Source organism: Streptomyces sp. WG5 (assembly GCF_049974565.1).
Classification (GTDB): Bacteria; Actinomycetota; Actinomycetes; order Streptomycetales; family Streptomycetaceae; genus Streptomyces.
This window is the reverse complement of record NZ_JBNGGC010000010.1, coordinates 151,053-172,927: the sequence shown is the minus strand read 5'-3', so window position 1 is coordinate 172,927 and position 21,875 is coordinate 151,053. Positions and strand designations below refer to the sequence as shown.

18 protein-coding genes are annotated in these 21,875 nt (G+C 73.3%); 12 read left to right on the top strand and 6 right to left on the bottom strand.

The window, feature by feature from the left end:
* Positions 1 to 12 precede the first annotated feature (12 nt).
* A complete protein-coding gene (gene sucD / locus ACP4IX_RS13010) occupies positions 13 to 897 on the top strand; it encodes a succinate--CoA ligase subunit alpha (protein ID WP_426523177.1) in 885 nt (294 codons plus the stop codon).
* Between the two features lie 221 nt (positions 898 to 1,118).
* On the opposite strand, the gene ACP4IX_RS13005 is transcribed toward sucD, so the two are convergent.
* Positions 1,119 to 2,429: a helix-turn-helix domain-containing protein gene (locus ACP4IX_RS13005; RefSeq protein ID WP_426555560.1), complete on the bottom strand. Its 1,311-nt coding sequence runs from the start codon at positions 2,427 to 2,429 to the stop codon at positions 1,119 to 1,121.
* 96 nt (positions 2,430 to 2,525) lie between these two features.
* On the opposite strand from ACP4IX_RS13005, the gene ACP4IX_RS13000 reads away from it, so the two are divergent.
* Positions 2,526 to 4,157, top strand: a complete 1,632-nt coding sequence (locus ACP4IX_RS13000) for a DUF6350 family protein (protein WP_426555559.1) — start codon at positions 2,526 to 2,528, stop codon at positions 4,155 to 4,157.
* Between the two features lie 161 nt (positions 4,158 to 4,318).
* On the opposite strand, the gene ACP4IX_RS12995 is transcribed toward ACP4IX_RS13000, so the two are convergent.
* Positions 4,319 to 5,104: a hypothetical protein gene (locus ACP4IX_RS12995; RefSeq protein ID WP_426523180.1), complete on the bottom strand. Its 786-nt coding sequence runs from the start codon at positions 5,102 to 5,104 to the stop codon at positions 4,319 to 4,321.
* 371 nt (positions 5,105 to 5,475) lie between these two features.
* Between ACP4IX_RS12995 and purN the strand changes: the two genes are divergently transcribed.
* Both purN and purH read left to right on the top strand, forming a co-directional pair.
* Positions 5,476 to 6,114 carry a phosphoribosylglycinamide formyltransferase gene (gene purN / locus ACP4IX_RS12990; RefSeq protein WP_426523181.1) on the top strand — a complete coding sequence of 213 codons (639 nt, stop codon included), beginning with the start codon at positions 5,476 to 5,478 and terminating at the stop codon, positions 6,112 to 6,114.
* A complete protein-coding gene (purH, locus tag ACP4IX_RS12985) occupies positions 6,111 to 7,682 on the top strand; it encodes a bifunctional phosphoribosylaminoimidazolecarboxamide formyltransferase/IMP cyclohydrolase (RefSeq protein ID WP_426555558.1) in 1,572 nt (523 codons plus the stop codon). The genes purN and purH overlap by 4 nt, the downstream gene beginning before the upstream one ends.
* Before the next feature lie 380 nt (positions 7,683 to 8,062).
* Here purH and ACP4IX_RS12980 read toward each other — a convergent pair whose 3' ends face one another.
* From ACP4IX_RS12980 to ACP4IX_RS12965, 4 genes are all read right to left on the bottom strand, one after another.
* On the bottom strand, positions 8,063 to 8,530 hold the full coding sequence (locus ACP4IX_RS12980; protein WP_426555557.1) for a hypothetical protein: 468 nt from the start codon (positions 8,528 to 8,530) through the stop codon (positions 8,063 to 8,065).
* A 97-nt stretch (positions 8,531 to 8,627) separates the two neighbouring features.
* The gene (locus ACP4IX_RS12975) at positions 8,628 to 10,196 is read right to left on the bottom strand and encodes a protein kinase domain-containing protein (protein ID WP_426555556.1); all 1,569 of its coding nucleotides are present in this window, start codon (positions 10,194 to 10,196) and stop codon (positions 8,628 to 8,630) included.
* Positions 10,193 to 10,939, bottom strand: a complete 747-nt coding sequence (locus ACP4IX_RS12970) for an FHA domain-containing protein (RefSeq protein ID WP_426523185.1) — start codon at positions 10,937 to 10,939, stop codon at positions 10,193 to 10,195. Before ACP4IX_RS12970 ends, ACP4IX_RS12975 begins: the two co-directional genes overlap by 4 nt.
* 146 nt (positions 10,940 to 11,085) lie before the next feature.
* Positions 11,086 to 11,676, bottom strand: a complete 591-nt coding sequence (locus tag ACP4IX_RS12965; protein WP_426523186.1) for a hypothetical protein — start codon at positions 11,674 to 11,676, stop codon at positions 11,086 to 11,088.
* Positions 11,677 to 12,108: 432 nt separating this feature from the next.
* Between ACP4IX_RS12965 and ACP4IX_RS12960 the strand changes: the two genes are divergently transcribed.
* The 8 genes from ACP4IX_RS12960 to ACP4IX_RS12925 all read left to right on the top strand — a co-directional run bounded on the left by ACP4IX_RS12960 (position 12,109) and on the right by ACP4IX_RS12925 (position 21,848).
* Entirely contained in the window at positions 12,109 to 12,963 is an 855-nt protein-coding gene (locus ACP4IX_RS12960; RefSeq protein WP_426523187.1) for a bifunctional methylenetetrahydrofolate dehydrogenase/methenyltetrahydrofolate cyclohydrolase, read from the top strand.
* A complete protein-coding gene (locus ACP4IX_RS12955; protein WP_426523188.1) occupies positions 12,953 to 13,456 on the top strand; it encodes a DUF3017 domain-containing protein in 504 nt (167 codons plus the stop codon). Before ACP4IX_RS12960 ends, ACP4IX_RS12955 begins: the two co-directional genes overlap by 11 nt.
* A 521-nt stretch (positions 13,457 to 13,977) precedes the next feature.
* On the top strand, positions 13,978 to 15,291 hold the full coding sequence (locus ACP4IX_RS12950; RefSeq protein WP_426555555.1) for a DUF2690 domain-containing protein: 1,314 nt from the start codon (positions 13,978 to 13,980) through the stop codon (positions 15,289 to 15,291).
* Positions 15,292 to 15,814: 523 nt separating this feature from the next.
* Positions 15,815 to 16,804: a malate dehydrogenase gene (locus tag ACP4IX_RS12945; protein WP_426523190.1), complete on the top strand. Its 990-nt coding sequence runs from the start codon at positions 15,815 to 15,817 to the stop codon at positions 16,802 to 16,804.
* A gap of 200 nt (positions 16,805 to 17,004) precedes the next feature.
* Entirely contained in the window at positions 17,005 to 18,765 is a 1,761-nt protein-coding gene (locus tag ACP4IX_RS12940) for a hypothetical protein (protein ID WP_426555554.1), read from the top strand.
* Positions 18,752 to 19,105 carry a hypothetical protein gene (locus ACP4IX_RS12935; protein WP_426555553.1) on the top strand — a complete coding sequence of 118 codons (354 nt, stop codon included), beginning with the start codon at positions 18,752 to 18,754 and terminating at the stop codon, positions 19,103 to 19,105. The genes ACP4IX_RS12940 and ACP4IX_RS12935 overlap by 14 nt, the downstream gene beginning before the upstream one ends.
* A gap of 274 nt (positions 19,106 to 19,379) precedes the next feature.
* Positions 19,380 to 20,150, top strand: a complete 771-nt coding sequence (locus ACP4IX_RS12930) for a hypothetical protein (RefSeq protein WP_426555589.1) — start codon at positions 19,380 to 19,382, stop codon at positions 20,148 to 20,150.
* Between the two features lie 177 nt (positions 20,151 to 20,327).
* Entirely contained in the window at positions 20,328 to 21,848 is a 1,521-nt protein-coding gene (locus tag ACP4IX_RS12925) for an aldehyde dehydrogenase family protein (protein WP_426555552.1), read from the top strand.
* The last annotated feature ends 27 nt before the right edge of the window (positions 21,849 to 21,875 follow it).

Here is a 21,875-nt window from a genome sequence, read left to right as displayed (position 1 = left end):
CACCAACACACCATGGCTATCTGGCTCAACAAGGACAGCAAGGTCATCGTCCAGGGCATGACCGGCGCCACCGGCATGAAGCACACCAAGCTCATGCTCGGCGACGGCACCAACGTCGTGGGCGGCGTCAACCCGCGCAAGGCGGGTCAGTCCGTGGACTTCGACGGCAACGAGGTACCGGTCTTCGGCACCGTCAAGGAGGCCATCGAGAAGACCGGCGCCAACGTCTCCGTCATCTTCGTGCCGGAGAAGTTCACGAAGGACGCGGTCGTCGAGGCCATCGACGCCGAGATCCCGCTGGCCGTCGTGATCACCGAGGGCATCGCCGTGCACGACTCGGCCGCCTTCTGGTCGTACGCCGGCAAGAAGGGCAACAAGACCCGGATCATCGGCCCGAACTGCCCCGGCATCATCACGCCGGGCCAGTCCAACGTCGGCATCATTCCGGGCGACATCACCAAGCCGGGCCGCATCGGCCTGGTCTCGAAGTCCGGCACGCTGACGTACCAGATGATGTACGAGCTGCGTGACATCGGCTTCTCGACCGCCGTCGGCATCGGTGGCGACCCGATCATCGGCACCACGCACATCGACGCGCTCGCCGCGTTCGAGGCCGACCCCGAGACCGACCTGATCGTCATGATCGGCGAGATCGGCGGCGACGCCGAGGAGCGTGCGGCGGAGTTCATCTCGAAGAACGTGACCAAGCCGGTCGTCGGCTACGTCGCGGGCTTCACCGCGCCCGAGGGCAAGACCATGGGCCACGCCGGTGCCATCGTCTCCGGTTCGTCCGGCACCGCCCAGGCGAAGAAGGAGGCCCTGGAGGCCGCCGGCGTCAAGGTCGGCAAGACGCCGACCGAGACGGCGAAGCTCGCCCGGGCCATCCTCGCCGGCTGAGCACAGTCCGGACGGCCGACCGCCGTCCTCCCGCGCCGAGTGGCCCGCCCCTCTCACGGGGCGGGCCACTCGGCGTACGGCGCGTCATCCGGGCCCGGTCGGCACAGCCGTCCCGCCCAGGCGGTGCAGCCGGACCACCCAGGCGGCACAGCCGTCCGGGCCCGGACGGCGTAGTCGTCCGGCCCAGGGTGGCGTAGCCGTCCGAGTCGGGGGCGGCGCCGTCATTCGAGCCGGGGCGTCAGCCGCTCCGGCCCGTCCTGCCACTGGTCCCGCAGCTTCTGCCGCAGCTCCACCTGTTCGTCCGACAACGCCCCCGGCGCCACCCGCGGAGGCACCCCGCGCACGGTTACGCCCGGGGACACGGGCGGCTCGTACTGCGTGGGCGCGGTGCGCAGGGTCAGCGCGGTGCTCCCGATCAGGGCGACCGTGAAGGCGATCGCGGCCCGGGTCCGGAACCGCGCCCGGCGTTCGCTGCCCATCCGCACCGTCGGCGGTCTGGCCGCCCGCAGCCGCTCGGTCGCCGCCAGCTCGGCCAGCCGCCGGTGCAGCACCTGCGGGTCGGCCAGCTCCGGCAGCCGGTCGGCGAGGGCCTCGCGGGCGCGCAGCAGCCGGTTCGCCGCCGCCGGGGTACTCGCCTCCGTCTCCGCGGCCGTCTCCGGCAGGCCCAGACCCACACCGTCGTACAGCATGAGCGTGCGGCGGTGCGGCGGGGGGAGTCTGAGAAGGCTGTTCAGCAGGGTGCGGTCGGAGGGGTCGGCGGGCGGCGGCTCCGGGTGCCGGTGGCGCAGCCGGAACCGGTGCCAGGGCGAGAGCGCGTACTCGTACGCCGTCGCCCGCACCCAGCCCACCGGGTCTCGGTCGCGGGCCACTTCGGGCCAGCGCTCCCAGGCGACCTGGAAGGCACGCTCCACCGACTGGCGCGCCAGCTCGCGGCGGCCGGTCAGCAGAAAGGTCTGCCGTACGAGCGAGGGGGCGCCGAACTCGTACAGCGCGTCGAAGGCCTGAGCGGGGGTCAACGCGATCGGACCGGGCGCCGGCACGGGCTGCGATTCCGGTTCTGGCTGCTCTTCGGACCCAGGCCCAGGCCCAGTTTCCGGCTTCGGCTCCGGCTTCGGTCCCCGCTCTTGCCCTTGCCCTTGCTCCTGCTCCTGCTCTTGTTCCGTTTCCGATCCGTGTGCCCGCGCCACCAGTGGCTTCGCGGGGAGTACGAGGCTGTCGGTGGCCTTCTCGGAGGCGGAGGCGTTCGCCGATCCCCCACGGACGGCCACGACGACGGGCACCGGTTCCGGTTCGGAGGTGGGTGCCGGTTCGGTCTGCCGCGCCGCCGCCTCCGCGGCCAGGGCGTTCAGCAGCTTCGCGTACGCCTCCCGTTTCCGGCCGCGCGGAGTCGTGCGGCCGCTCTCCCACGCACGGACCGTCTCACGGGTGACACCCACCCGCTCCGCGACCTGAGCCTGCGTCAGGGCGGCGGTCTCACGCAGGCGTCGGCGTGCCTTGGGAGGAGGGAGCGGGGGCGCAGGGCTCCGTGTCACAGGACACCCCTTCGTACGAAAAAGTACATAAACATATATTGAGCGACACAACGGGCCTTCGCGTGTTACGTCGGGAAAGCGCGTGTCGTTGGGACCATGACGGGCGTGATCCAGACGACCGCTCACCGAGCCCCGCTGTCTCTGCTGCGCGCCCGCTGGCGCGACCGGTCTCCCGGGCTGGCCGCCGGCTTCCTGGGCGGCGTGGTCGCGGCGGGACTGGGGCTGGCGGCGTGCGCCGTGCTCGTGATGGTGCTGTGGGTCAGTTCGCCGTACCCCGACAGCGGGCCCGGCGGAGCCCTGCACGTCGCCGCGGCACTGTGGGTGCTGGCCCACGGAGCCGAACTGGTCCGTGCCGACACGCTCTCCGGCGGGTCCGCGCCCGTGGGCGTCACTCCGCTGCTGCTGCTCCTGCTGCCGGTGTGGCTGCTGCATCGGGCGGCCCGGGACGCCACGGACCCCGGGGACGACGTTGGTCTGGCGGTGGGCGCGGGCGCGGGAGCGAAGGGGGGATTCGGTGCGCTCGTGGGCGGGGGCGGGGCCCTCCCGGACACCGGACCGCCGCCCGTCTCCGCGCGCAACGCCTGGGCCGGGGTCGTTCTCGGTTACCTCGCTGTCGCCGCGCCGGTCGGCCTGTACGCGGCGGGCGGCGCGCTGCGGCCCTCCTGGGGGGCGGTGGTGTGGCTGCCGCTGGTGACGATGGGCGCGGCCGGCGCGGGTATGTGGACGGCGTTCGGCCGTCCGGGCGGACCGGTGGGGCGCGCACTGCGCGTGCTGCCCCGGAACCTTCGGGAACTGGTGGTGGAGCCGGACGCGCGCCTGGGCGCCGCGACGCGCGCCGCGGGCGCCGGGGTGGCGGTCCTCGTCGGCGGCGGGGCGCTGCTGCTCGCGATGTCGCTGGTGTGGCACGCAGTAGCAGCCCGGGACGCGTTCCTGCAGCTGACCGAGGGGTGGGCGGGCCATTTCACCCTGCTGCTGCTCTGTCTGACGCTGGTGCCGAACGCGGCGGTGTGGGCGGCGGCCTACGCCCTCGGGCCCGGTTTCCTGCTCGGCACCGGTCACGTCGTGGACCCCCTCTCCTCCGCTCCCGCACCGTTGCTGCCGCCGTTTCCGCTGCTGGCGGCGGTGCCGGACGCGGGTCCGGGCACACCGCTGCACTGGATGGCCGGGGTGGTGCCGCTGGCGGCGGGGGCCGTGGTGGGGTGGTGCACGGCGCGGGCGGCGACGGCGGGTGCGGTGGGTGCGGTGGGTACGGCTGGCGCGGTGGGTACGGCGGGCGCGGTGGGTACGGCGGGCGCGGGGCCGGAGACGGTGCCGGCAGGAGGCGAGGCCGCCGGGACGTGGTCGTGGTGGCGGACCGTTGTCGCCGCCCTACTGGCCGCCGTTCTGTGCGCGGTCCTCGTCGCCCTGCTGGCCGCACTGGCGGGCGGGCCGCTCGGTGGTGCCTCCCTGGCCCGGTTCGGGCCGGTGTGGTGGCAGGCCGGGGGCGCGACGCTGGCGTGGGTCGGGGTGGTGGCGGTGCCCGTGGCGGTGGCGGCGCGGGTGTGGCCCGTCCAGAAGTGGAGCGTCGCCGCTGAGACGCCGGCGCCTCAGCCGGAGTCGGTGACGCAGGGCGGAGAGGCGGCTGACGGCCTTGGACGTCGGTGGAAGCGGATGCCGTTGCCCTCGGTGAGGCGGTGGCGGCGGGGCGGCACCGGCAGCGGGCGGGGGTGGCGGGGGCGATGGTGGTGACGGGAGGGCGGTGATGACCCCTCGCACCGCCCCTCGCACCGCCCCCTCGCACCGCCCCGGGGGCTGCCGCCCCCGGATCCCCGCTTCGGCCCGGACGGTCCCGTCCCCGGCAGCCGGGCGGGCTGCACGTGCCGTGGCCGGTGTCGAGAGACGGCCAGGTGTCAGTCGTCCGTGCCCAGCAGGTCCCGGAGCTGCTCCGGGAGGTGGGTCTCGCAGGACTGCTTCGCCTCGTTGGTCAGGGCGTCGTTCCGGCAGGTGTAGTAGTCGCTGTAGACCAGTTGGGCGCTGAAGGACGCGGCGACCAGGACGAGGGCCAGGGAGGACGTGACCAGGCCGCTGATCGCGGCGGTTCGCTGCGGGCGGCCGGTCTGCGCGGCGGGCGGGGCCGGGGTGTCCGGGTCGGCGGCGGCGCGGGGCTTGGCGCGCAGCGCGCTGATGCCCCAGTACAGGGCCAGGGCGCCGAGCAGCAGGGCCACGTACGGCCATGTGAAGAGCGCGAAGAAGAGGGCCCACATGCCGCTCAGCAGGGCATAGCGGGCACGCCGCTGGGTGGGGTCCGTCGGGTCCCAGCGCGGGCCCGTGCCGCCGCCCGGACCCTCGGGGCCGGAACCGGAAGCGCCGGGTCGCTCGCCGAAGCCGCCGGAGGAGCGGCCGGGCTGCCGGTCGCTCCACTGGCGGCCCCAGGGCGAACGTCCGCCGTCCCCCTGGGCGTCGCCGCCGTCGCCCGACGGGTGCCGGGGCTGCCAGGGGCGGTCCGGCGTGCCCTCAGGGGGCGGTGCGAACGGGTTGTCCCTGTCGGTGGCGCCGTCCCGCTCGCCGCTGGCGGTCCCGTCCGGCGGGGTGTCGGGCGGCGAGGAGGGGCGCTCCCGCAGCAACACGGTGCTGCGTCCCCCTGGCTGCGCCGACTGCTGGGGGAGCGTGAGCAGTCGCAGGCTGCGGTCCGGCATCAACTGAGCGTCTTCCCCTTGGCGATAAGGAACGGGCGAACTGGTGGAACGTGCGAACCGGTCGGCACGACTGGTGAACGCGTGACGCGCGGGTCGCGTTCCCGGTCCGGCTCCACGCAGACGCTACCTTCCGGCCACGCCCCCGTCCCGAGGGGGCCGTCCGGTGTGCCGGTATCGTTGCTGACGGTCGGCCGCTTCGTAGACTTCCCCGTATCCGGGGGCGTGAAGCATTCGTACGACCGCACAAACGGACAACGTACACACCGTACGGTCGGGTAACCGACGGTCGTACCGAGTCGAAAGCCGTGGGAACGGCGGCCGTGCCGAACCGACCCCGCACCCCGACCGCTCCCCCGAGAAAGGCCCCCACCGTGGCTGCCAAGCCCGTGGCCCAGCGAGCCAAGCGCCTTGTCGTACTGGTCTCCGGATCCGGCACCAACCTGCAGGCACTGCTCGACGGGATCGCCGCCACCGGCGTCGAGGCCTACGGAGCCGAGATCGTCGCCGTCGGCGCCGACCGCGACGGGATCGAAGGGCTCGCGCGCGCGGAACGCGCCGGGCTGCCGACCTTCGTACGAAAGGTCAAGGACTACGGGAGCCGGGAGGAGTGGGACGCGGCGCTCGCCGAGGCCGTCGCCGCCCACGAGCCGGACCTCGTCGTCTCGGCCGGGTTCATGAGGATCGTGGGCAAGGAGTTCCTGGCCCGCTTCGGGGGGCGGTTCGTCAACACCCACCCCGCGCTCCTCCCCAGCTTCCCGGGGGCCCACGGTGTGCGGGACGCGCTCGCGTACGGCGCCAGGGTCACCGGATGCACCGTCCACTTCGTCGACGACGGCGTCGACACCGGGCCGATCATCGCGCAGGGCGTGGTGGAGGTCCGGGACGAGGACGACGAGAGCGCTCTGCACGAGCGCATCAAGGAAGTCGAGCGAAGGCTGCTCGTCGATGTCGTGGGGCGGCTCGCCCGCAACGGCTATCGCATTGAGGGACGAAAGGTAGTTATCCAGTGACCGCCACCGCCGAGAGCAACAAGCGGGCCATCCGTCGCGCGCTCGTCAGCGTCTACGACAAGACCGGGCTGGAGGAGCTCGCCCGCGGGCTCCACGAGGCGGGCGTCGAGCTCGTCTCCACCGGGTCCACGGCCGGCCGCATCTCCGCCGCCGGCGTCCCCGTCACCAAGGTCGAGGAGCTCACCGGCTTCCCCGAGTGCCTGGACGGCCGCGTCAAGACCCTGCACCCGAAGGTGCACGCTGGCATCCTCGCCGACCTGCGCCTGGACAGCCACCGGCAGCAGCTCGGCGAGCTGGGCGTGGAGCCGTTCGACCTGGTCGTGGTCAACCTCTACCCGTTCCGCGAGACCGTCGCCTCGGGCGCCACCCCCGACGAGTGCGTCGAGCAGATCGACATCGGCGGCCCGTCGATGGTCCGCGCCGCCGCCAAGAACCACCCCTCGGTCGCGGTCGTCACCAGCCCGTCGCGGTACGCCGACGTGCTCTCCGCCGTGCGGGACGGCGGCTTCGACCTCGCCGCCCGCAAGCGCCTGGCTGCCGAGGCGTTCCAGCACACCGCCGCGTACGACGTGGCCGTCGCCTCCTGGTTCGCCTCCGAGTACGCCCCCGTGGACGACTCCCGGTTCCCCGACTTCCTGGGCGCCACGTACGAGCGCGCCCACACCCTGCGCTACGGCGAGAACCCGCACCAGCCCGCCGCGCTCTACACCTCCCCCGAGGGCGGCGGCCTCGCGCGGGCCGAGCAGCTGCACGGCAAGGAGATGTCGTACAACAACTACACCGACACGGACGCCGCCCGCCGTGCCGCGTACGACCACGACGAGCCCTGCGTCGCGATCATCAAGCACGCCAACCCCTGCGGCATCGCGGTCGGAGCGGACGTCGCCGAGGCCCACCGCAAGGCGCACGCCTGCGACCCGCTGTCCGCGTTCGGCGGCGTGATCGCGGTCAACCGCCCGGTCTCCAAGGAGATGGCCGAGCAGGTCGCCGAGATCTTCACCGAGGTCATCGTCGCGCCGGACTACGAGGACGGCGCCCTCGAAGCCCTCACCAAGAAGAAGAACATCCGCGTGCTGCGCGCCCCCGAGGCCCCCGCCGCCCGGGTCGAGGTCAAGCCCGTCGACGGCGGCGCCCTCCTCCAGGTCACCGACCGCCTCCAGGCCGAGGGCGACGACCCCGCCACCTGGACGCTCGCCACCGGCGAGGCCCTCTCCCCGGCCGACCTGGCCGACCTGGCCTTCGCCTGGAAGGCGTGCCGGGCCGTCAAGTCCAACGCGATCCTCCTCGCCAAGGACGGCGCCTCCGTCGGCGTCGGCATGGGCCAGGTGAACCGCGTCGACTCCGCGAAGCTCGCGGTGGAGCGGGCGGGCGCCGAGCGCGCGCAGGGCGCGTACGCCGCCTCCGACGCCTTCTTCCCCTTCCCGGACGGCCTGGAGATCCTCACCGCGGCCGGGGTGAAGGCCGTGGTCCAGCCGGGCGGCTCGGTCCGCGACGAACTGGTCGTCGAGGCGGCCGAGAAGGCCGGCGTGACGATGTACTTCACGGGGACGCGGCACTTCTTCCACTGAGATCCGACCGGGGTACGCCCGTACGCGGGGGTACGCCCTACGCCGGGGGCAGGCGCGAACGCGGAGCAGGAACGCCCGAACGAGGCGTGCCCCCCGGCCCGGGGACGGCCGCGGTGAACAGGGACGGGATCGGTGCCGGCCATCGCGGCCGGCACCGATCAACCCGTTCGCGCGTCCGGACGACGGCCCGGAAGCCGCCTCGGTACGGTTCCCCGTGGAAACCGCAGCGGACCCGCACGGGGCCCTCGGGGACCGCGGGGCATCCGGAAGGTGCGGTGCGCGGTGAAGCCCCCCGGTGATCCGGGGCACCCCGTCGTGAACGGGCATGGCCCCCGGCCGCCCCTGAGGGGACCGGAGGCCATGCCCGTTCGGGCGGACCGTCAGCAGGGGCGCAGGGACCAGATCGGGTCCCAGGTGGCCGTGCCGGCCTGGTAGGCCGTCGACGTCCAGCGGACGCTGCCGTCCTTGTTGAAGAACTTGGCGACCGTGCCCGGTGTCTGGTTGTTGGTGAACGGCCCGTTGCCGGTCCAGTTCGTGACGTTCCACGTCTGGCACTTGTAGAAGTCGAACTTGGTGCCCTTGACGATCATGCACAGGTGGCCGTAGTCGCAGGCCAGGTCCTTGGCGGCCTTGGTCTTGGGCGCCTCGGTGACGGTCAGTCCCTCGTACTCGACCGCGTCGGCGGACACGTGCAGGGGCTTGGGCTTGTCGGCCAGCACCCTGTCGGCCGCCTGCTGGAGGGCGGTCACCCGGGTGCCGGCCGGGTCGGCGGCGGTGGCCGCGACCGTGGAACCGGCGACGAGGGCCGAGGCCGCGAGGAGCAGCGCGGCGGGCTTGATGATGTTCACTGTTGTTCCCCCATGAACGTCGGAGTCGTACCGCTGAAGCGGTGTGCTCACAGCGTGCCCGGGGCGCCCGCGGCGCGGTACCTCGTACCTCTCAGGGTCACTTCCGCCCGGGCGGCGTGTACTCCTTGAGGTAGTGAGCGACGCGGTCGGCGTAGGCGCGGTTCTTCGGGGGAACCCCGCCCGCGTCGTTCACCTTGTCGTACGACGTCCGGTAGGCGACGGCGATCAGGACCCGGCGGTCGCCGGGCAGGCCGGTGCCGAGACGGGGCGTGATCCAGCACAGGTAGCGGCCCATCGCGGGGATGGACTCGGCCGGTGGGAACGGGGGCTCGGGGACGGAGTCGGCGGGTGTGCCGTCCTCGTTCATCCACCAGCGCAGGACGGCCGGGGTCCAGCGGGCGATGCCGTACTCGTCGTTGACGGGGTCGGCGAGGTCCGGGTCGAAGTCGCTCTCCACCTTCAGTATGGCCGCGATCAGGGGCGGGCTGACGTCCTCGCGGCCGCAGTCGCGTGCCGTTTCGACGATCAGCAGGCGGTAGGCGGGCGGCACGCCCCGGTCGGTGCGCAGTTCGGCGGCGCCGTAGGAGGCGGCGGAGACGGTCGTGGTGCCGCCCCCGGAGCCCCGGGCGCCGGGTCCGGGGCCGTCGCCGCTCCGGGCGGCGATGCCGTAGCCGAGCGCGGCGGCGGCCACGGCGGCGGCCAGGGCGGTGGCCGCCGCGGCGAGCGCCGTGCGCCGGCGGAGCGGACGGCGCGCCAGGACGGACCGGCCGCCCGTACCGCCCGTGGCCGCCGCCACCCGTCGTGACAGGGCGTCCGTGCCGATGCGTTCGGCGTGCGTACGGGTCAGGCAGGCGCGTACGGTCTCCCGCCACGCCTCGGGCAGTGCGGGCGACAGCCGCAGTTCCTCGGTGCCGCGCGCGTAGGCGGCCCCGGCGTCGCGGCGGGCCGTCGGGGTGCCGCCGGGCAGCGGGAAGGACCCGGTGAGCACGAGGTGGGCGAGGACGCCGAAGGCCCAGACGTCGGCGGAGGGGCGGATGCGGCGGCCGCGTTCGCCGATCTCGGACCAGAGGAGTTCGGGCGGGGTGTAGTCCGGTGTGGAGAAGGCGGGGGTGTAGGCGTGCGTGCCTTCGAGCTCGGCCGCCATGTTGAAGTCGGCGAGCCGGGCCGAACCGTCCCTCATCAGCAGCACGTTGGCCGGTTTCAGGTCCCCGTGCACCCACCCGGCCCGGTGCAGCTGGGCCAGGCCCTCGCAGACCTGCCCGAGCAGCGCGGGCCCGGCGGCCGGGCGTGGCGACGCGGACAGCAGGGCGGACAGCGAGCCCTCCGCCTTCTCCAGTACGAGGACGGTGGCGCCGTCGAGAGCGGGCCGGGCCGGGTCGTCGACGACGAGGGTCTCGTACATCCGCACCAGTCGGGGCCGCCGCAGCCTGCGGTGCAACTCGACCTCACGCTCGACGAGTTCACGCAGGTGGGACAGCTGGCGGGGCGTGCCCGTACCGGTGGGCAGGAACTTCAGGGCGGCCGTCTGGGGCAGACCGCCGTCGCCGTCGCCGACGCGGCGGGCCTCGTACACGCTGCCGAAGGCACCCGTCGCGATCGGCGCCCGCACCTCCCAGACACCGACCCGGTAGCCCTTGGGGACGGTGACGGCGTACGGCTCGGTCACCGGGAGACCTGGCGCGGCGGTGCCGTGAGGACCACGAGGTCGTCCTCCCGTACGAGGTCGAAGCGGAGCGCCATGGAGACCAGGGACTCCTTCTTGCCGTTGAGCCGGGCGCCCGCCTCCGCGGTCTCCGGGCCCGGCTTCAGCCGCAGCTTCACCGCCAGGTAGTCGATGTTCCACTGGACGGACGTGCGCGACGCGGCCGGCCAGCCGGGCCGCAGCCGCTCGACGACCTGTTCGACGGTCGGCAGCGGCGCGTGCGGCGCCCCGCGCAGCCGTGGCTCGCACAGGGCGGCCAGGACGGCGAAGTACCGCTTGGTGCGGTCGACGGAGAAGGCCGGGGCGGTCGGCTCGCCGTCGCTGTCGGCCTCGGCGCGCAGATAGTCGTGGCGCGGCGCCCACACCTCGACCGGCAGCAGGTCGCCGGCGGCGGGCAGCACGATCCGCGAGAACTCGAACGGCACCGGGGCGTCCAGCCGGCCCGGCGCCACCTTGATGTGCTCGCCGGCGCCCTCCGGGTTCTCCACCACGTAGGTCTGGTGGGCGGACAGGTTGCTCACGGTCCAGAAGGTGCCGTGGGCGGCGATCTCACCGGCTCTGCGGGACACTCCGTCGTGCCCGATCAGCAGGCCGCCCTCGGGCACGGACCGCCCGAAGACGAGGCGCTCACCGGGGGCGAGGCGGATCTGGGTGCGGGTGCGTTCGTCCTCCGTGGTCGGCGGAGGTACCACGATGATGCTGTACAAGGTGCGTCTCCCCGTGCCTGACGGCTACCACGTCAGACTATTGCGACGCACCAGGGCCGTGTCTCCCTCGTACGGGTGAGACACGGCCCTGTGGGGTGATGGGCGCGACAGCGCTCCGCGCTGTCGCGGGGGCTTCGGCGGCGGCTTCAGTAACGAGGACGCTGGAACCAGGCGGCGCCGTTGCGGTTGCCGGCGAACACGGCGATCAGGATGCCGAACACCAGGTGGAAGATGCCGAACAGGGTGAACGGGTAGACGGCGATGATCGCGGTGAGGATGCCGAAGACCAGCGCGGTGACGCGCAGGCCGTTGCCGCCGGAGCTGAACTTCGCGGCCAGGACGGACGCCCAGACGCCCCAGACCAGCGCGAGTGCGGCGAAGGCCCACAGCACGCCGGACGAGTAGTCGGCCAGTTCCTCGAAGGCGGGGTCGTCCTTGGCCTGGTCGACGGCCGCCGCGGAGATGGCGAACAGGGCGGTGCCGAGGACCTGGAAACCGACCATCACCCACAGCATGACGCGGGCGGCACTGACGGTGCCCGGCATCGAGGTGGGGGCGCCGCCGTAGGGCTGCTGCACGGGCGGCGCCGCCGGGTAGCCGTAGCCGGGCTGACCCGGGGGCTGCTGGCCGGGGTAGCCGTAGCCGGGCTGGCCCTGGGGCGGCTGCTGGGGATGGCCGTAGCCGGGCTGCTGGCCCTGCGGCGCACCGTAGGGGTTGTTCGGGTCGCCGAAACTCATGGCGGGACTTCCTCCGTCGCTGTCAAGTGCGGGGACGACGCGCGGCTCGACTCGGAGGAGGAGGTTCGTCGAAGCGGTTCGTCCCCCCGGTACGGCCCCGCGGCACTGTGCGCCCAATCGTTCTCGACCGGTCTCCTGCTTGTCCAGCCCGGTCGCGAGGTGTTGTGCAAGTGCAACCACGTCGATCATGATGAGGCATGGTGGGACATGTTCTGAAGAGCCCGGACATCGCTCCGGGTGCTCCGGTGGCGGCGCGGCAGTGCTCCGGCAGCGCAGCGCTCCCGGGGGTGCTCCGGGGCCCCTCCCGGGAGGGGCCCGCGGTGCTCTGGCGGTGTTCCGTCGGAGCTCCGGGAGGTGACGGGTGGCTGCCGTGGCTGCCCGCATGCCGGCCGGATTGGAACCGGGGGCCCGTCATCCGCGAGGATGGGGGGCATGACCGCCCAGATTCTCGATGGCAAGGCCACCGCAGCCGCGATCAAGTCCGAACTGACCGCCCGCGTGGCGGCGCTGAAGGAGAAGGGCGTCACGCCCGGCCTCGGCACCGTCCTGGTCGGCGACGACCCCGGCAGCCAGAAGTACGTCGCCGGCAAGCACCGCGACTGCGCGCAGGTCGGCATCGCCTCCATCCAGCGCGAACTGCCGGGCACGGCGACCCAGGAGGAGATCGAGGCGGTCGTCCGTGAACTGAACGACGACCCCGCCTGCACCGGCTACATCGTCCAGCTTCCGCTGCCCAAGGGCATCGACGAGAACCGCATCCTGGAACTGATGGACCCGGACAAGGACGCGGACGGCCTGCACCCGATGAACCTCGGCCGCCTCGTCCTGAACGAGCCGGCGCCGCTGCCCTGCACCCCCAACGGCATCCTCACCCTGCTGCGCCGCTACGGCGTGGAGATCAAGGGCGCCGAGGTCGTGGTCGTCGGCCGCGGTGTCACCATCGGCCGCCCGATGCCGCTGCTGCTCACCCGGCGCAGCGAGAACGCCACCGTGACCCAGTGCCACACCGGCACCCGGGACCTGTCCGCCCACCTCAAGCGCGCCGACATCATCGTCGCCGCGGCCGGCTCCCCGCACTTGGTCCGGCCCGAGGACGTCAAGCCGGGCGCGGCCGTCCTCGACGTCGGCGTCTCGCGCAACGCCGAGGGCAGGATCATGGGCGACGTCCACCCCGGCGTGGCCGAGGTCGCCGCCTGGATCTCGCCGAACCCCGGCGGCGTCGGCCCCATGACCCGGGCCCAGCTGCTCGTCAACGTGGTGGAGGCGGCGGAGCGCAGTGCCGGCTGAGGACACCGACGCCGAACGCCCGGAGGGCTCGGGGGACCCGGGGGGCCCAGGGGACCTCACCGTCCGGGATCCCGTCAGCGCGCCCGACGCCACGGGCAGACCGCGGCGGATCACGCGACGCTTCCCGCTCTTCACCCGTGACACCGCGCGACCCGAGGGCGGCGGCCGGGCCGCGACCGGCGACGCCCCGGCGCCCGCCCGGCAGTGGCCGATCCTCCTCGTGGTCGGCCTGGTCGGAACCGGCCTGCTGCTGACCGCGATGGACGTGTTCCGCTCCGGGACGCTGCTGGTCGGTGCCGCCCTGCTGGTCGGTGCCGCGCTGCGCTGGGCGCTGCCCGACGTCGGCATGCTCGCCGTGCGCTCGCGCTTCACGGACATCGCCACCTACGGGGTCCTGGGCCTCTCCATCGTCCTGCTGGCGTTGATGGCGCAGCCGGACCCGGTGCTGGAGATCCCGTTCCTGAAGGACGCCCTGCACTTCACGGTGAGGTAGCGCCGCACGGCGAGCCGGCGCTCTTCAGGGTGCGCCGGCGACGGCCCGTCCTCACCCCCGTGGAAGGGCGGGCCGTCGCCGGAACCAACCCTCCTGCACGTGGAACGCCCTGTTCAACGCCTGTCAGGGTGCTGTGGCACGGAAGTGACCGTTCCGCTACTCCGCTACGCGAGCTGTGAGAGATGTGACATCCGTGCCGCGCGTGAACGCCCGAGCGCGCACCGTGCGTCGAAGTATTGACAAGTTCCGGGATTTGCCGCGAAGTCGTTCGAGGACAGCGTTACCGTCAGGGGTTCGGTTCAGGGCATGGGAATGCCGGTGGGACACTGGACCACGGGTCGACGGGCGTGCGACGGTGCTCGTTCGCGACCCCTGTGCTCCTGTGCGCCCCCACCCCGGGAACTGAGATCCTGACCGGGCGCATCCCTGTGGGTAGCCAGAACGGGACTCCGTGTGGGACGCCGCGCGAGGGCCGAGCGGGGGAACGAACAGCACGTCACCGGGGGGAAGAGGGGGAAGCAATGCCTCGTTGGAAGGCCTTGCCGGAGGAACTCGATCCGCAGATCAGAGAGTTCACCAGCCAGTTGCGCCGACTTGTGGACCGCAGCGAGCTGGGCATCGCGTCGGTGGCCGACGCGACCGGCTACAGCAAGACGTCCTGGGAGCGTTATCTGAACGGCCGGCTGCTGGCGCCGAAGGGCGCCATCGTGGCCCTGGCCGAGGTGACGGGGACCAACCCCGTTCACCTGACCACCATGTGGGAGCTGGCCGAGCGTGCCTGGAGCCGCTCGGAGATGCGCCACGACATGACCATGGAGGCCATCCGGATCTCCCAGGCGCGCGCCGCGCTCGGCGAGCTGGGAGCGTCCGCGGCCAAGTCGGGCAGCGGAAGCAGGAGCGGCAGGGGGAGCCGGACCGGCCGGAACGGCGGCGGTACGACGGCCCGACCCGGCATCGCCGGGCCGGCCGGTGTGGCGCCCACGCTGCCGCCGTCGGTCCCCGCGCAGCCGACCGCCGCCGAGAGCCCCGACGCCGCCCTCGGCACGGTCATGGGCGGCGGTGCGCCCGGCGCACCCCCGGTCCCCTCGTCCGGCCGCACGGCCGACGGGAACTCGTGGGGCGTCGCCGGGTACCGCGGACCGGCGCCGACGGGTGACCGCACGGCGCCGACCGGTACCGGCGAAACCGCCCGGACCACGGCGATGCCGGCCGCCGCCGCACCGAACGGCCCCGGACCGTCGGTTCCCTCCGCGCCCTTCGGTCCCGCCGGGGCCTCCGGTTCGTACGGTGAGCCACCGCGCGACGGCTCCGGTTCAGGGGACGGCCGGTCCTCCGGGGCGGGCGGCAAGCGGATGACGACGTTCGTCGCGGGCGTCGTCGGCGTGCTCGTCGTGATCGCCGGCGCCTTCTTCCTGCTGAACGACGGCGGTGACACGGAGAACGAGAGCGCCAAGCCCTCCCCGTCGCCCACCGTGAGCGCCGACACCCAGCTGCCGCCGGGCGTGAAGTGCAGCGGCGACGCCTGCACCGGCAAGGACCCGGAGATCATGGGCTGCGGCGGCGACCTGGTGACCACCGCCGCGACCGCCACCGTCGGCACCTCCGCCGTCGAGGTCCGCTACAGCAAGACCTGCGGCGCCGCGTGGGCCCGCGTCACCCAGGCCGTGCAGGGCGACGAGGTCCAGGTCAGCGCGGGCGGCAGTGCCCCGCAGACGGGCACGGTCACCGAGGCCGGCGACACCGTCGCGTACACCCCGATGGTGGCCGTGAAGTCCGAGACCGAGGCCAAGGCGTGCGTGACGCTGGCGTCGGGCCAGAAGGGCTGCACGGAGTAGCCGACAGGCGGTGGCCGCACGGGGGAGAGGGCAGTACGGGCAGGAGAGCCGTACGGGGGAGAAGGGCCGCACGGCGGAGAGCGCCGTACGGAGCCCGTACGGCGTGGAAGGTCGCACGGAGGACAGGGTCGCCCGGACAGGCGTGCGGCCGGCCCTCCCGGGAGAAAATCCGTCCGCGGCAGGCATGGCCCGCGGCATCACGGGCACGCGAGAAGTACCCCCACGGGAGTCCGGCAACGGTATCCCCGAACGGCGGTCGCTTCGTCCCCCCTCTCCCGGACAGGCGGCCGCCTCTTCACGCCCCTCGCGCCGCCCCGGCCCCCTGTTCCCCGCCCCCGGTCCTCTCCGTTCGTGCGGGCGGGTGACCCGTCGGTGGTCCTGTGGGCCGGGCCACACCGACCCGGACGTGCCGGACTCCGCGGGCGCGATAGCCTGACGGCTGGATGGATCTCTTGATACCAAGAGATCGATCAAAAACCCGGGGCCGGGACGCCCCACCGCCAGCTGTCATACGGAGAACGCCATGACCCGCACTCCCGTGAACGTCACCGTCACCGGCGCGGCCGGCCAGATCGGTTACGCCCTGCTCTTCCGCATCGCCTCCGGCCAGCTGCTCGGCGCGGACGTGCCGGTCAAGCTCCGCCTCCTGGAGATCACCCCGGCGCTCAACGCCGCCGCGGGCACCGCGATGGAGCTGGACGACTGCGCGTTCCCGCTCCTCCGGGGCATCGAGATCACCGACGACCCGAACGTCGCCTTCGACGGCGCCAACGTCGCCCTGCTCGTGGGCGCCCGCCCGCGCACCAAGGGCATGGAGCGCGGTGACCTCCTGGAGGCCAACGGCGGCATCTTCAAGCCGCAGGGCAAGGCCATCAACGACCACGCCGCGGACGACATCAAGGTCCTCGTCGTCGGCAACCCGGCCAACACCAACGCCCTGATCGCCCAGGCCGCCGCCCCGGACGTACCGGCCGAGCGCTTCACCGCCATGACCCGCCTGGACCACAACCGCGCGCTGACCCAGCTCGCGAAGAAGACGGGCACGTCGGTCACCGACATCAAGCGCCTGACCATCTGGGGCAACCACTCCGCCACCCAGTACCCGGACATCTTCCACGCCACCATCGCCGGCAAGAACGCCGCCGAGGTGGTCAACGACGAGAAGTGGCTGGCCGAGGACTTCATCCCGACCGTCGCCAAGCGCGGCGCCGCCATCATCGAGGCCCGCGGCGCCTCGTCGGCCGCCTCCGCCGCCAACGCCGCCATCGACCACGTCCACACCTGGGTCAACGGCACCGCCGAGGGCGACTGGGCCTCCATGGGCATCCCGTCGGACGGCTCCTACGGCGTCCCGGAGGGCATCATCTCCTCCTTCCCGGTCACCACGAAGGACGGGAAGTACGAGATCGTCCAGGGCCTGGAGATCAACGAGTTCTCCCGCGCCCGCATCGACGCCTCCGTCAAGGAGCTCTCGGAGGAGCGCGAGGCGGTCCGCGCCCTCGGCCTCATCTGACGTCCCGCAGCACGACACCGCCGGACCGGGCATCCGGCCGGTGCACCGGTCCCCGGATCCGCCACGGCGGTCCGGGGACCGGCCCGTTCCACGTGACGCCCGGTTGACGCTCCGTACATGCGGGCGGTCACCATCCCCTATGCTGATGCGCCGTCACCTCGTCCGTCGCCGACGGACTTCCCGCGCATCGGGGGATCCGCGTGAGCACCGCCTACGTACCGCAGCAACCCCAGCAGAGCACGGGGGCACCACCGGAACCCCCGCCCGTCCCGCCGTACGCCAGTGAGGCCACCCGGCTGCTGTGCGCGGGCGCCTACCTCGACCCCGGTTACCGGGACCGCGTCATCGAGGAGCTGTATCTCGACGAGCAGCGGATCGTGGCGCCGTCGCTCGGCTTCGACGCGGCCCGGGTCCTCGCGCACGCCCTGCGGGCCCGCCGGCAGGAACTGCTGTGGTCCGCGGCCGTCATCGGGCTGTGGGTGGTGGGGATGCCGCTCAGCGGCTGGCTGCTCGCCGTCCTCCTGTGGCCCAGCGTGCTGCTCGCACTGGCCCCCTGGATCAGGGGCCGCGCCGAGCGACCGCCCCTGTACCGGCGGCTCGCGGCCTTCCTCGCGCGCTGGTGGGGGCGCCTGCAGTTCGCCTTCTTCATGTGGGTCATGGTCGCCGTCGCGTTCGGCGGAGGCTCGGACGACGACTCCTCGTACGGATCGCCGGACGACTTCTACGGCTCCGGCAGCGCCGACTGGCAGGAGATCACCGACGTGGCGCTCCTGTCCGTCGGGGACGGCGCCGGGCTGATCGAGGTGTGGCAGGCCTGGTTCGGGATCGCCGTCCTCGTGCTCATCGGGCTCTGCGTGGCCGCGCAGCGCAACCAGTTCGCCCGCGCGCTCGCCGCCGAACTCTCCCCGGAACGCTTCCCGGACGCCGCCGGCGACCCGGCGGAGAAGGCCGAGGGCGAGCGGTTCCGGCGGCTGATGGGGCGCATCCGGCTGGAACAGCACGCGCCGCTGATCATGTACGACGAGAAGCACCCGTTCTGCGGTGCGGGAGCGGCGTACGACACCTGGGTCCTGGCCGTCGAACTGCGGCCGGACGGCGAGAGGAGGCAGCAGCCGCTCAGCAACCGGGCGATCCTGGACCGCGTCCGGCCCCTGATCGAACAGCTGCGCGTGCCCTCCGAGTACGCGGGCGCCGGAGTGCGCGACCGGCTGCGGCGGCTGGAGATCGACGAGTGCGTGTTCCTCCCGGTGGAGGGGCTGCGCAACCGTGAGCAGGCCCCGTACAGCTGGGAGGAGTTCGAGCAGCACCGGGCGGGTGCCGTCGAGGAGGGCGCCGAGAAGCGGCGGCACTTCCTGCGGATCCGGGTCGGCGGCTGGGAGGAGGAGCTGGTCGTCACGGTCTTCGTGCGCCTGCACACCCAGGGCCGCATGCTCATGCTGGAGATCGCCCCGCACGTGCTGACACCGGTACGCGGGGACTTCAAGGACGCCGACCGCGCCTCCCACCGGTTCCGCAACAACAACGCGCTGGGCAAGGCGGCCGGAGCCGCCGTCCTGGTGCCCGGCTCCGTGGGCCGTTCCCTGGTCACCCTCGGCCGGGGCCTGGTGTACGGGTGGCGGCTGCTGACCGGCGGCCACACGGGCGCGCTTCCCGCGGGCCCCGCCGCCTCCGTGCGGGAGCTGGCCTCGGCGCCCACCGGGTCCACCTTCCAGGAGATGGACGTCAGCCGCTACCTCAGGAGCATCCAGGACCGCGTGGGGCACGGGGTGCGGCTGGCCCTCGCCGACGCCGGTTACGAAACCGGTGAGTTCGTGCAGAAGATCGTGAACCTCAGCAACGGCAGCACCTACATCGGCAACGCCGAAGGGGCCACTTTCGCCGTCGGCGACAAGGCCCACGTCTCGTCCAAGACCGGCGGCCCCGCGCCGCAGAAGGGATCCGGAAGCAATGGCGCAGAATGAGCCGACCGTCCACATCGGGAACGCCCAGGGGGCGACGTTCGCCGTCGGCGACAACGCGAACGTGACGAGCCACTACGGCACCACGGCGGCGCGCGACCAGGCCGCCGAGGAACTGCTGAGAGCGGTGCGGGAGCTCCGTGCCGACCTGGCGCGGATCCAGCGCACCGGGCAGACCGACCGGCTCGACACGGCCCTCGCGGACACCGAGGAGGAGATCACCCGTACCGGCACGGCCCCCGAGGGGCGCCTCCAGCGGCTGCGGGGCCTGCTCGAGGAATCGCAGGCCGCCCTGTCGCTGTTCGCGTCCTTCGGGACGGTCGCCGGGATGCTGGGGATGTGAGCCGGTGAGCGGGGGACAGCGGCGGTACTGGAACGAGGCGACCCAGCGCTGGGAGGACACCGCGGGCGGCACGGCACCGGTCACCCCGCCGCCACCGCACCGGTCGGCACCCCAGGCGCCCCAGGTGCCTCAGGGGTCTCCTGGATCCCAGCAGTCCCAAGAGCCACCGCCACCGGCATCCCAGGCACCCCGCGCACCCCGCGCACCCCGCGCATCCCAGGGGCAGCCGCCGTCGGCACCCTCCGCCGGCACCGGCGGGCCCGGCCGCAGGCTCATGTGGTCCGTGCTGGGCGGAGCCGCCGCGGTCGGGGTCGCGGTGGCCCTCGTCCTGACGCAGGTGGTCCCGGCAGGCGACGAGACGGACGACCGCGGCGGCCGGGCGGCGGGGTCGGCGGGGCCGACCGGCGCGTCCGCCACCGCCGTCCCTCCGGCCCCCGGACCCTCGACGCTGCGGACCGAGGAGGCGCTCGGCACCGAGGAGTCACCCGGGAGCGAGGAGGCGGTGGCACCCACCGGCGTGCCAGGGGCGCCGTCCGGCACGGCCGCCGGGCTGCCCGGCGGCTACCGGCTGCACACCGACCCGGAGGGCTTCACCCTCGCCCGGCCGGTGGGCTGGGTGCGCGACGCGGTGCCCTCGAAGTACGGCATCGACGTGGTCAACTACCGCAGCCCCGACGGCGCACGGCGGCTGCAGGTGTACCAGGTGGAGGAGGCCTCGCCCGACGCGTCCTTCGAGGTGTTCCTCTCCGACGGCACGGCCAAGGCCGACGGCTTCCGGAAGCTCTCCCTGGAGACCCTGGACGACGGCGACTTCACCGGGTCCCGGCTCGAGTACCTCGCCGACTCCCTCAGGGGCGAGCCCGACGTCGGCACCTGGCACGTCGTCGACGAACGCTTCGTGGCCGCCGACGGCGAGGTCTACGCGGTCACCGCCTACGGAGCCGATGCGGACGGCCGCGAGGACGAGCGGGCCATGCTGCGGACGGCCCTCGGCCACTTCTGCCCGCCGTCCACGGCCTGCGGGGCCGGTGCCGGCACCCCGTGACACAGCACCCACAGGGCGGGTGATGTGTACGGTTCCGTCCCTTTGTTCAGTGACCCGGCACACTTCCGGCCCCCGGCCCGCATGCATTCGGGGCCGAAGGGCAGGTGCACCCGGTCCCGTGGATGACACCTGCGTGACTCACGGGCGCTGAACAGGGAACGGAAGGCATTGACGATCATGGCGGACAGTACGGAACTCCGGGCGCGCGACACCATCCATGCCGGGGGCGAGTGGCGGGCGGCCGTCTCGGGGGGAACGCGCGACATCCTCGATCCCGCGGACGCCCTGCCGTTCGCCGTGGTCGCGGAGGGCGACGAGCGGGACACCGACCTCGCGGTGGCCGCCGCCCGGCGCGCCTTCGACGCGGGCGAGTGGCCGCACACGCCGGTCGCCGAACGCGCCGCCCTGCTGCGCCGCGTCGCCGGCCTCCTCGCGCGCGACCGTGAGACGCTCGGCCTGCTGGAGAGCCGCGACGCGGGCAAGACCGTCGAGGAGGGGCGCGTCGACATCGACTGCGTCGCCGACGCCTTCCGCTACTTCGCCGACCTGGTCGCCGGCGAGGCCCCCGGCCGGGTCGTCGACGCCGGGTCGCCCGACATCCACAGCGTCGTCGTGCACGAGCCGGTCGGCGTCTGCGCGATGATCACGCCCTGGAACTACCCGCTGCTCCAGGCCAGCTGGAAGATCGCCCCCGCGCTCGCCGCCGGCAACACCTTCGTGATCAAGCCCAGTGAGATCACCCCCCTCACCACGATCGCCCTGATCGACCTGCTGGTCGAGGCCGGCCTCCCCACCGGCGTCGCCAACATCGTCACCGGCCCCGGCCACACGGTCGGCGCCCGGCTCGCCGAGCACCCCGACGTCGACCTGGTCTCCTTCACCGGCGGCCTGGTCAGCGGCACCAAGGTCGCCCAGGCCGCCGCCGTCACCGTCAAGAAGGTCGCCCTCGAACTCGGCGGCAAGAACCCCAACGTGGTCTTCGCCGACGCCTGCGAGACCGAGGAGGGCTTCGACACCGCCGTCGACCAGGCCCTCAACGCCGCCTTCATCCACAGCGGCCAGGTCTGCTCGGCGGGCGGCCGGCTCATCATCGAGGAGTCGGTCCGCGAACGCTTCGTCGCCGAACTCGCCCGCCGCGCCGCGAGGATCCGCCTCGGCCGCGGCACCGAGGACGGCGTCGAGTGCGGCCCGCTCGTCTCCGAGCAGCAGCGCGCCAGGACCGAGGACTACGTCGCCTCCGCGCTGGCCGAGGGCGCCGAGCTGCGCTGCGGTGGCAGGCGCCCCGAGCCGTCCCCCCAGCGGCCGGAGAACGGCTACTTCTACGAGCCCACCGTCCTCGACCGCTGCCACCGGGAGATGAGGGTCGTACGGGAGGAGGTCTTCGGGCCGGTGCTCACCGTCGAGACCTTCCGCACCGAGGACGAGGCCGTAGCCCTCGCCAACGACACCGAGTACGGTCTGGCGGGTGCCGTCTGGACCGCCGACGCGGGCCGCGCCCGCCGGGTCGCCGGCCGGCTGCGCCACGGCACCGTCTGGATCAACGACTTCCACCCCTACCTCCCGCAGGCGGAGTGGGGCGGCTTCGGCAAGAGCGGCGTCGGCCGCGAACTGGGCCCCGCGGGCCTCGCCGAGTACCGCGAGAGCAAGCACGTCTACCAGAACCTCGCCCCGAAGCCCGTCCGCTGGTTCTCCGGCTGACCGAGGCCCACCGCCGCCCGCCCGTCC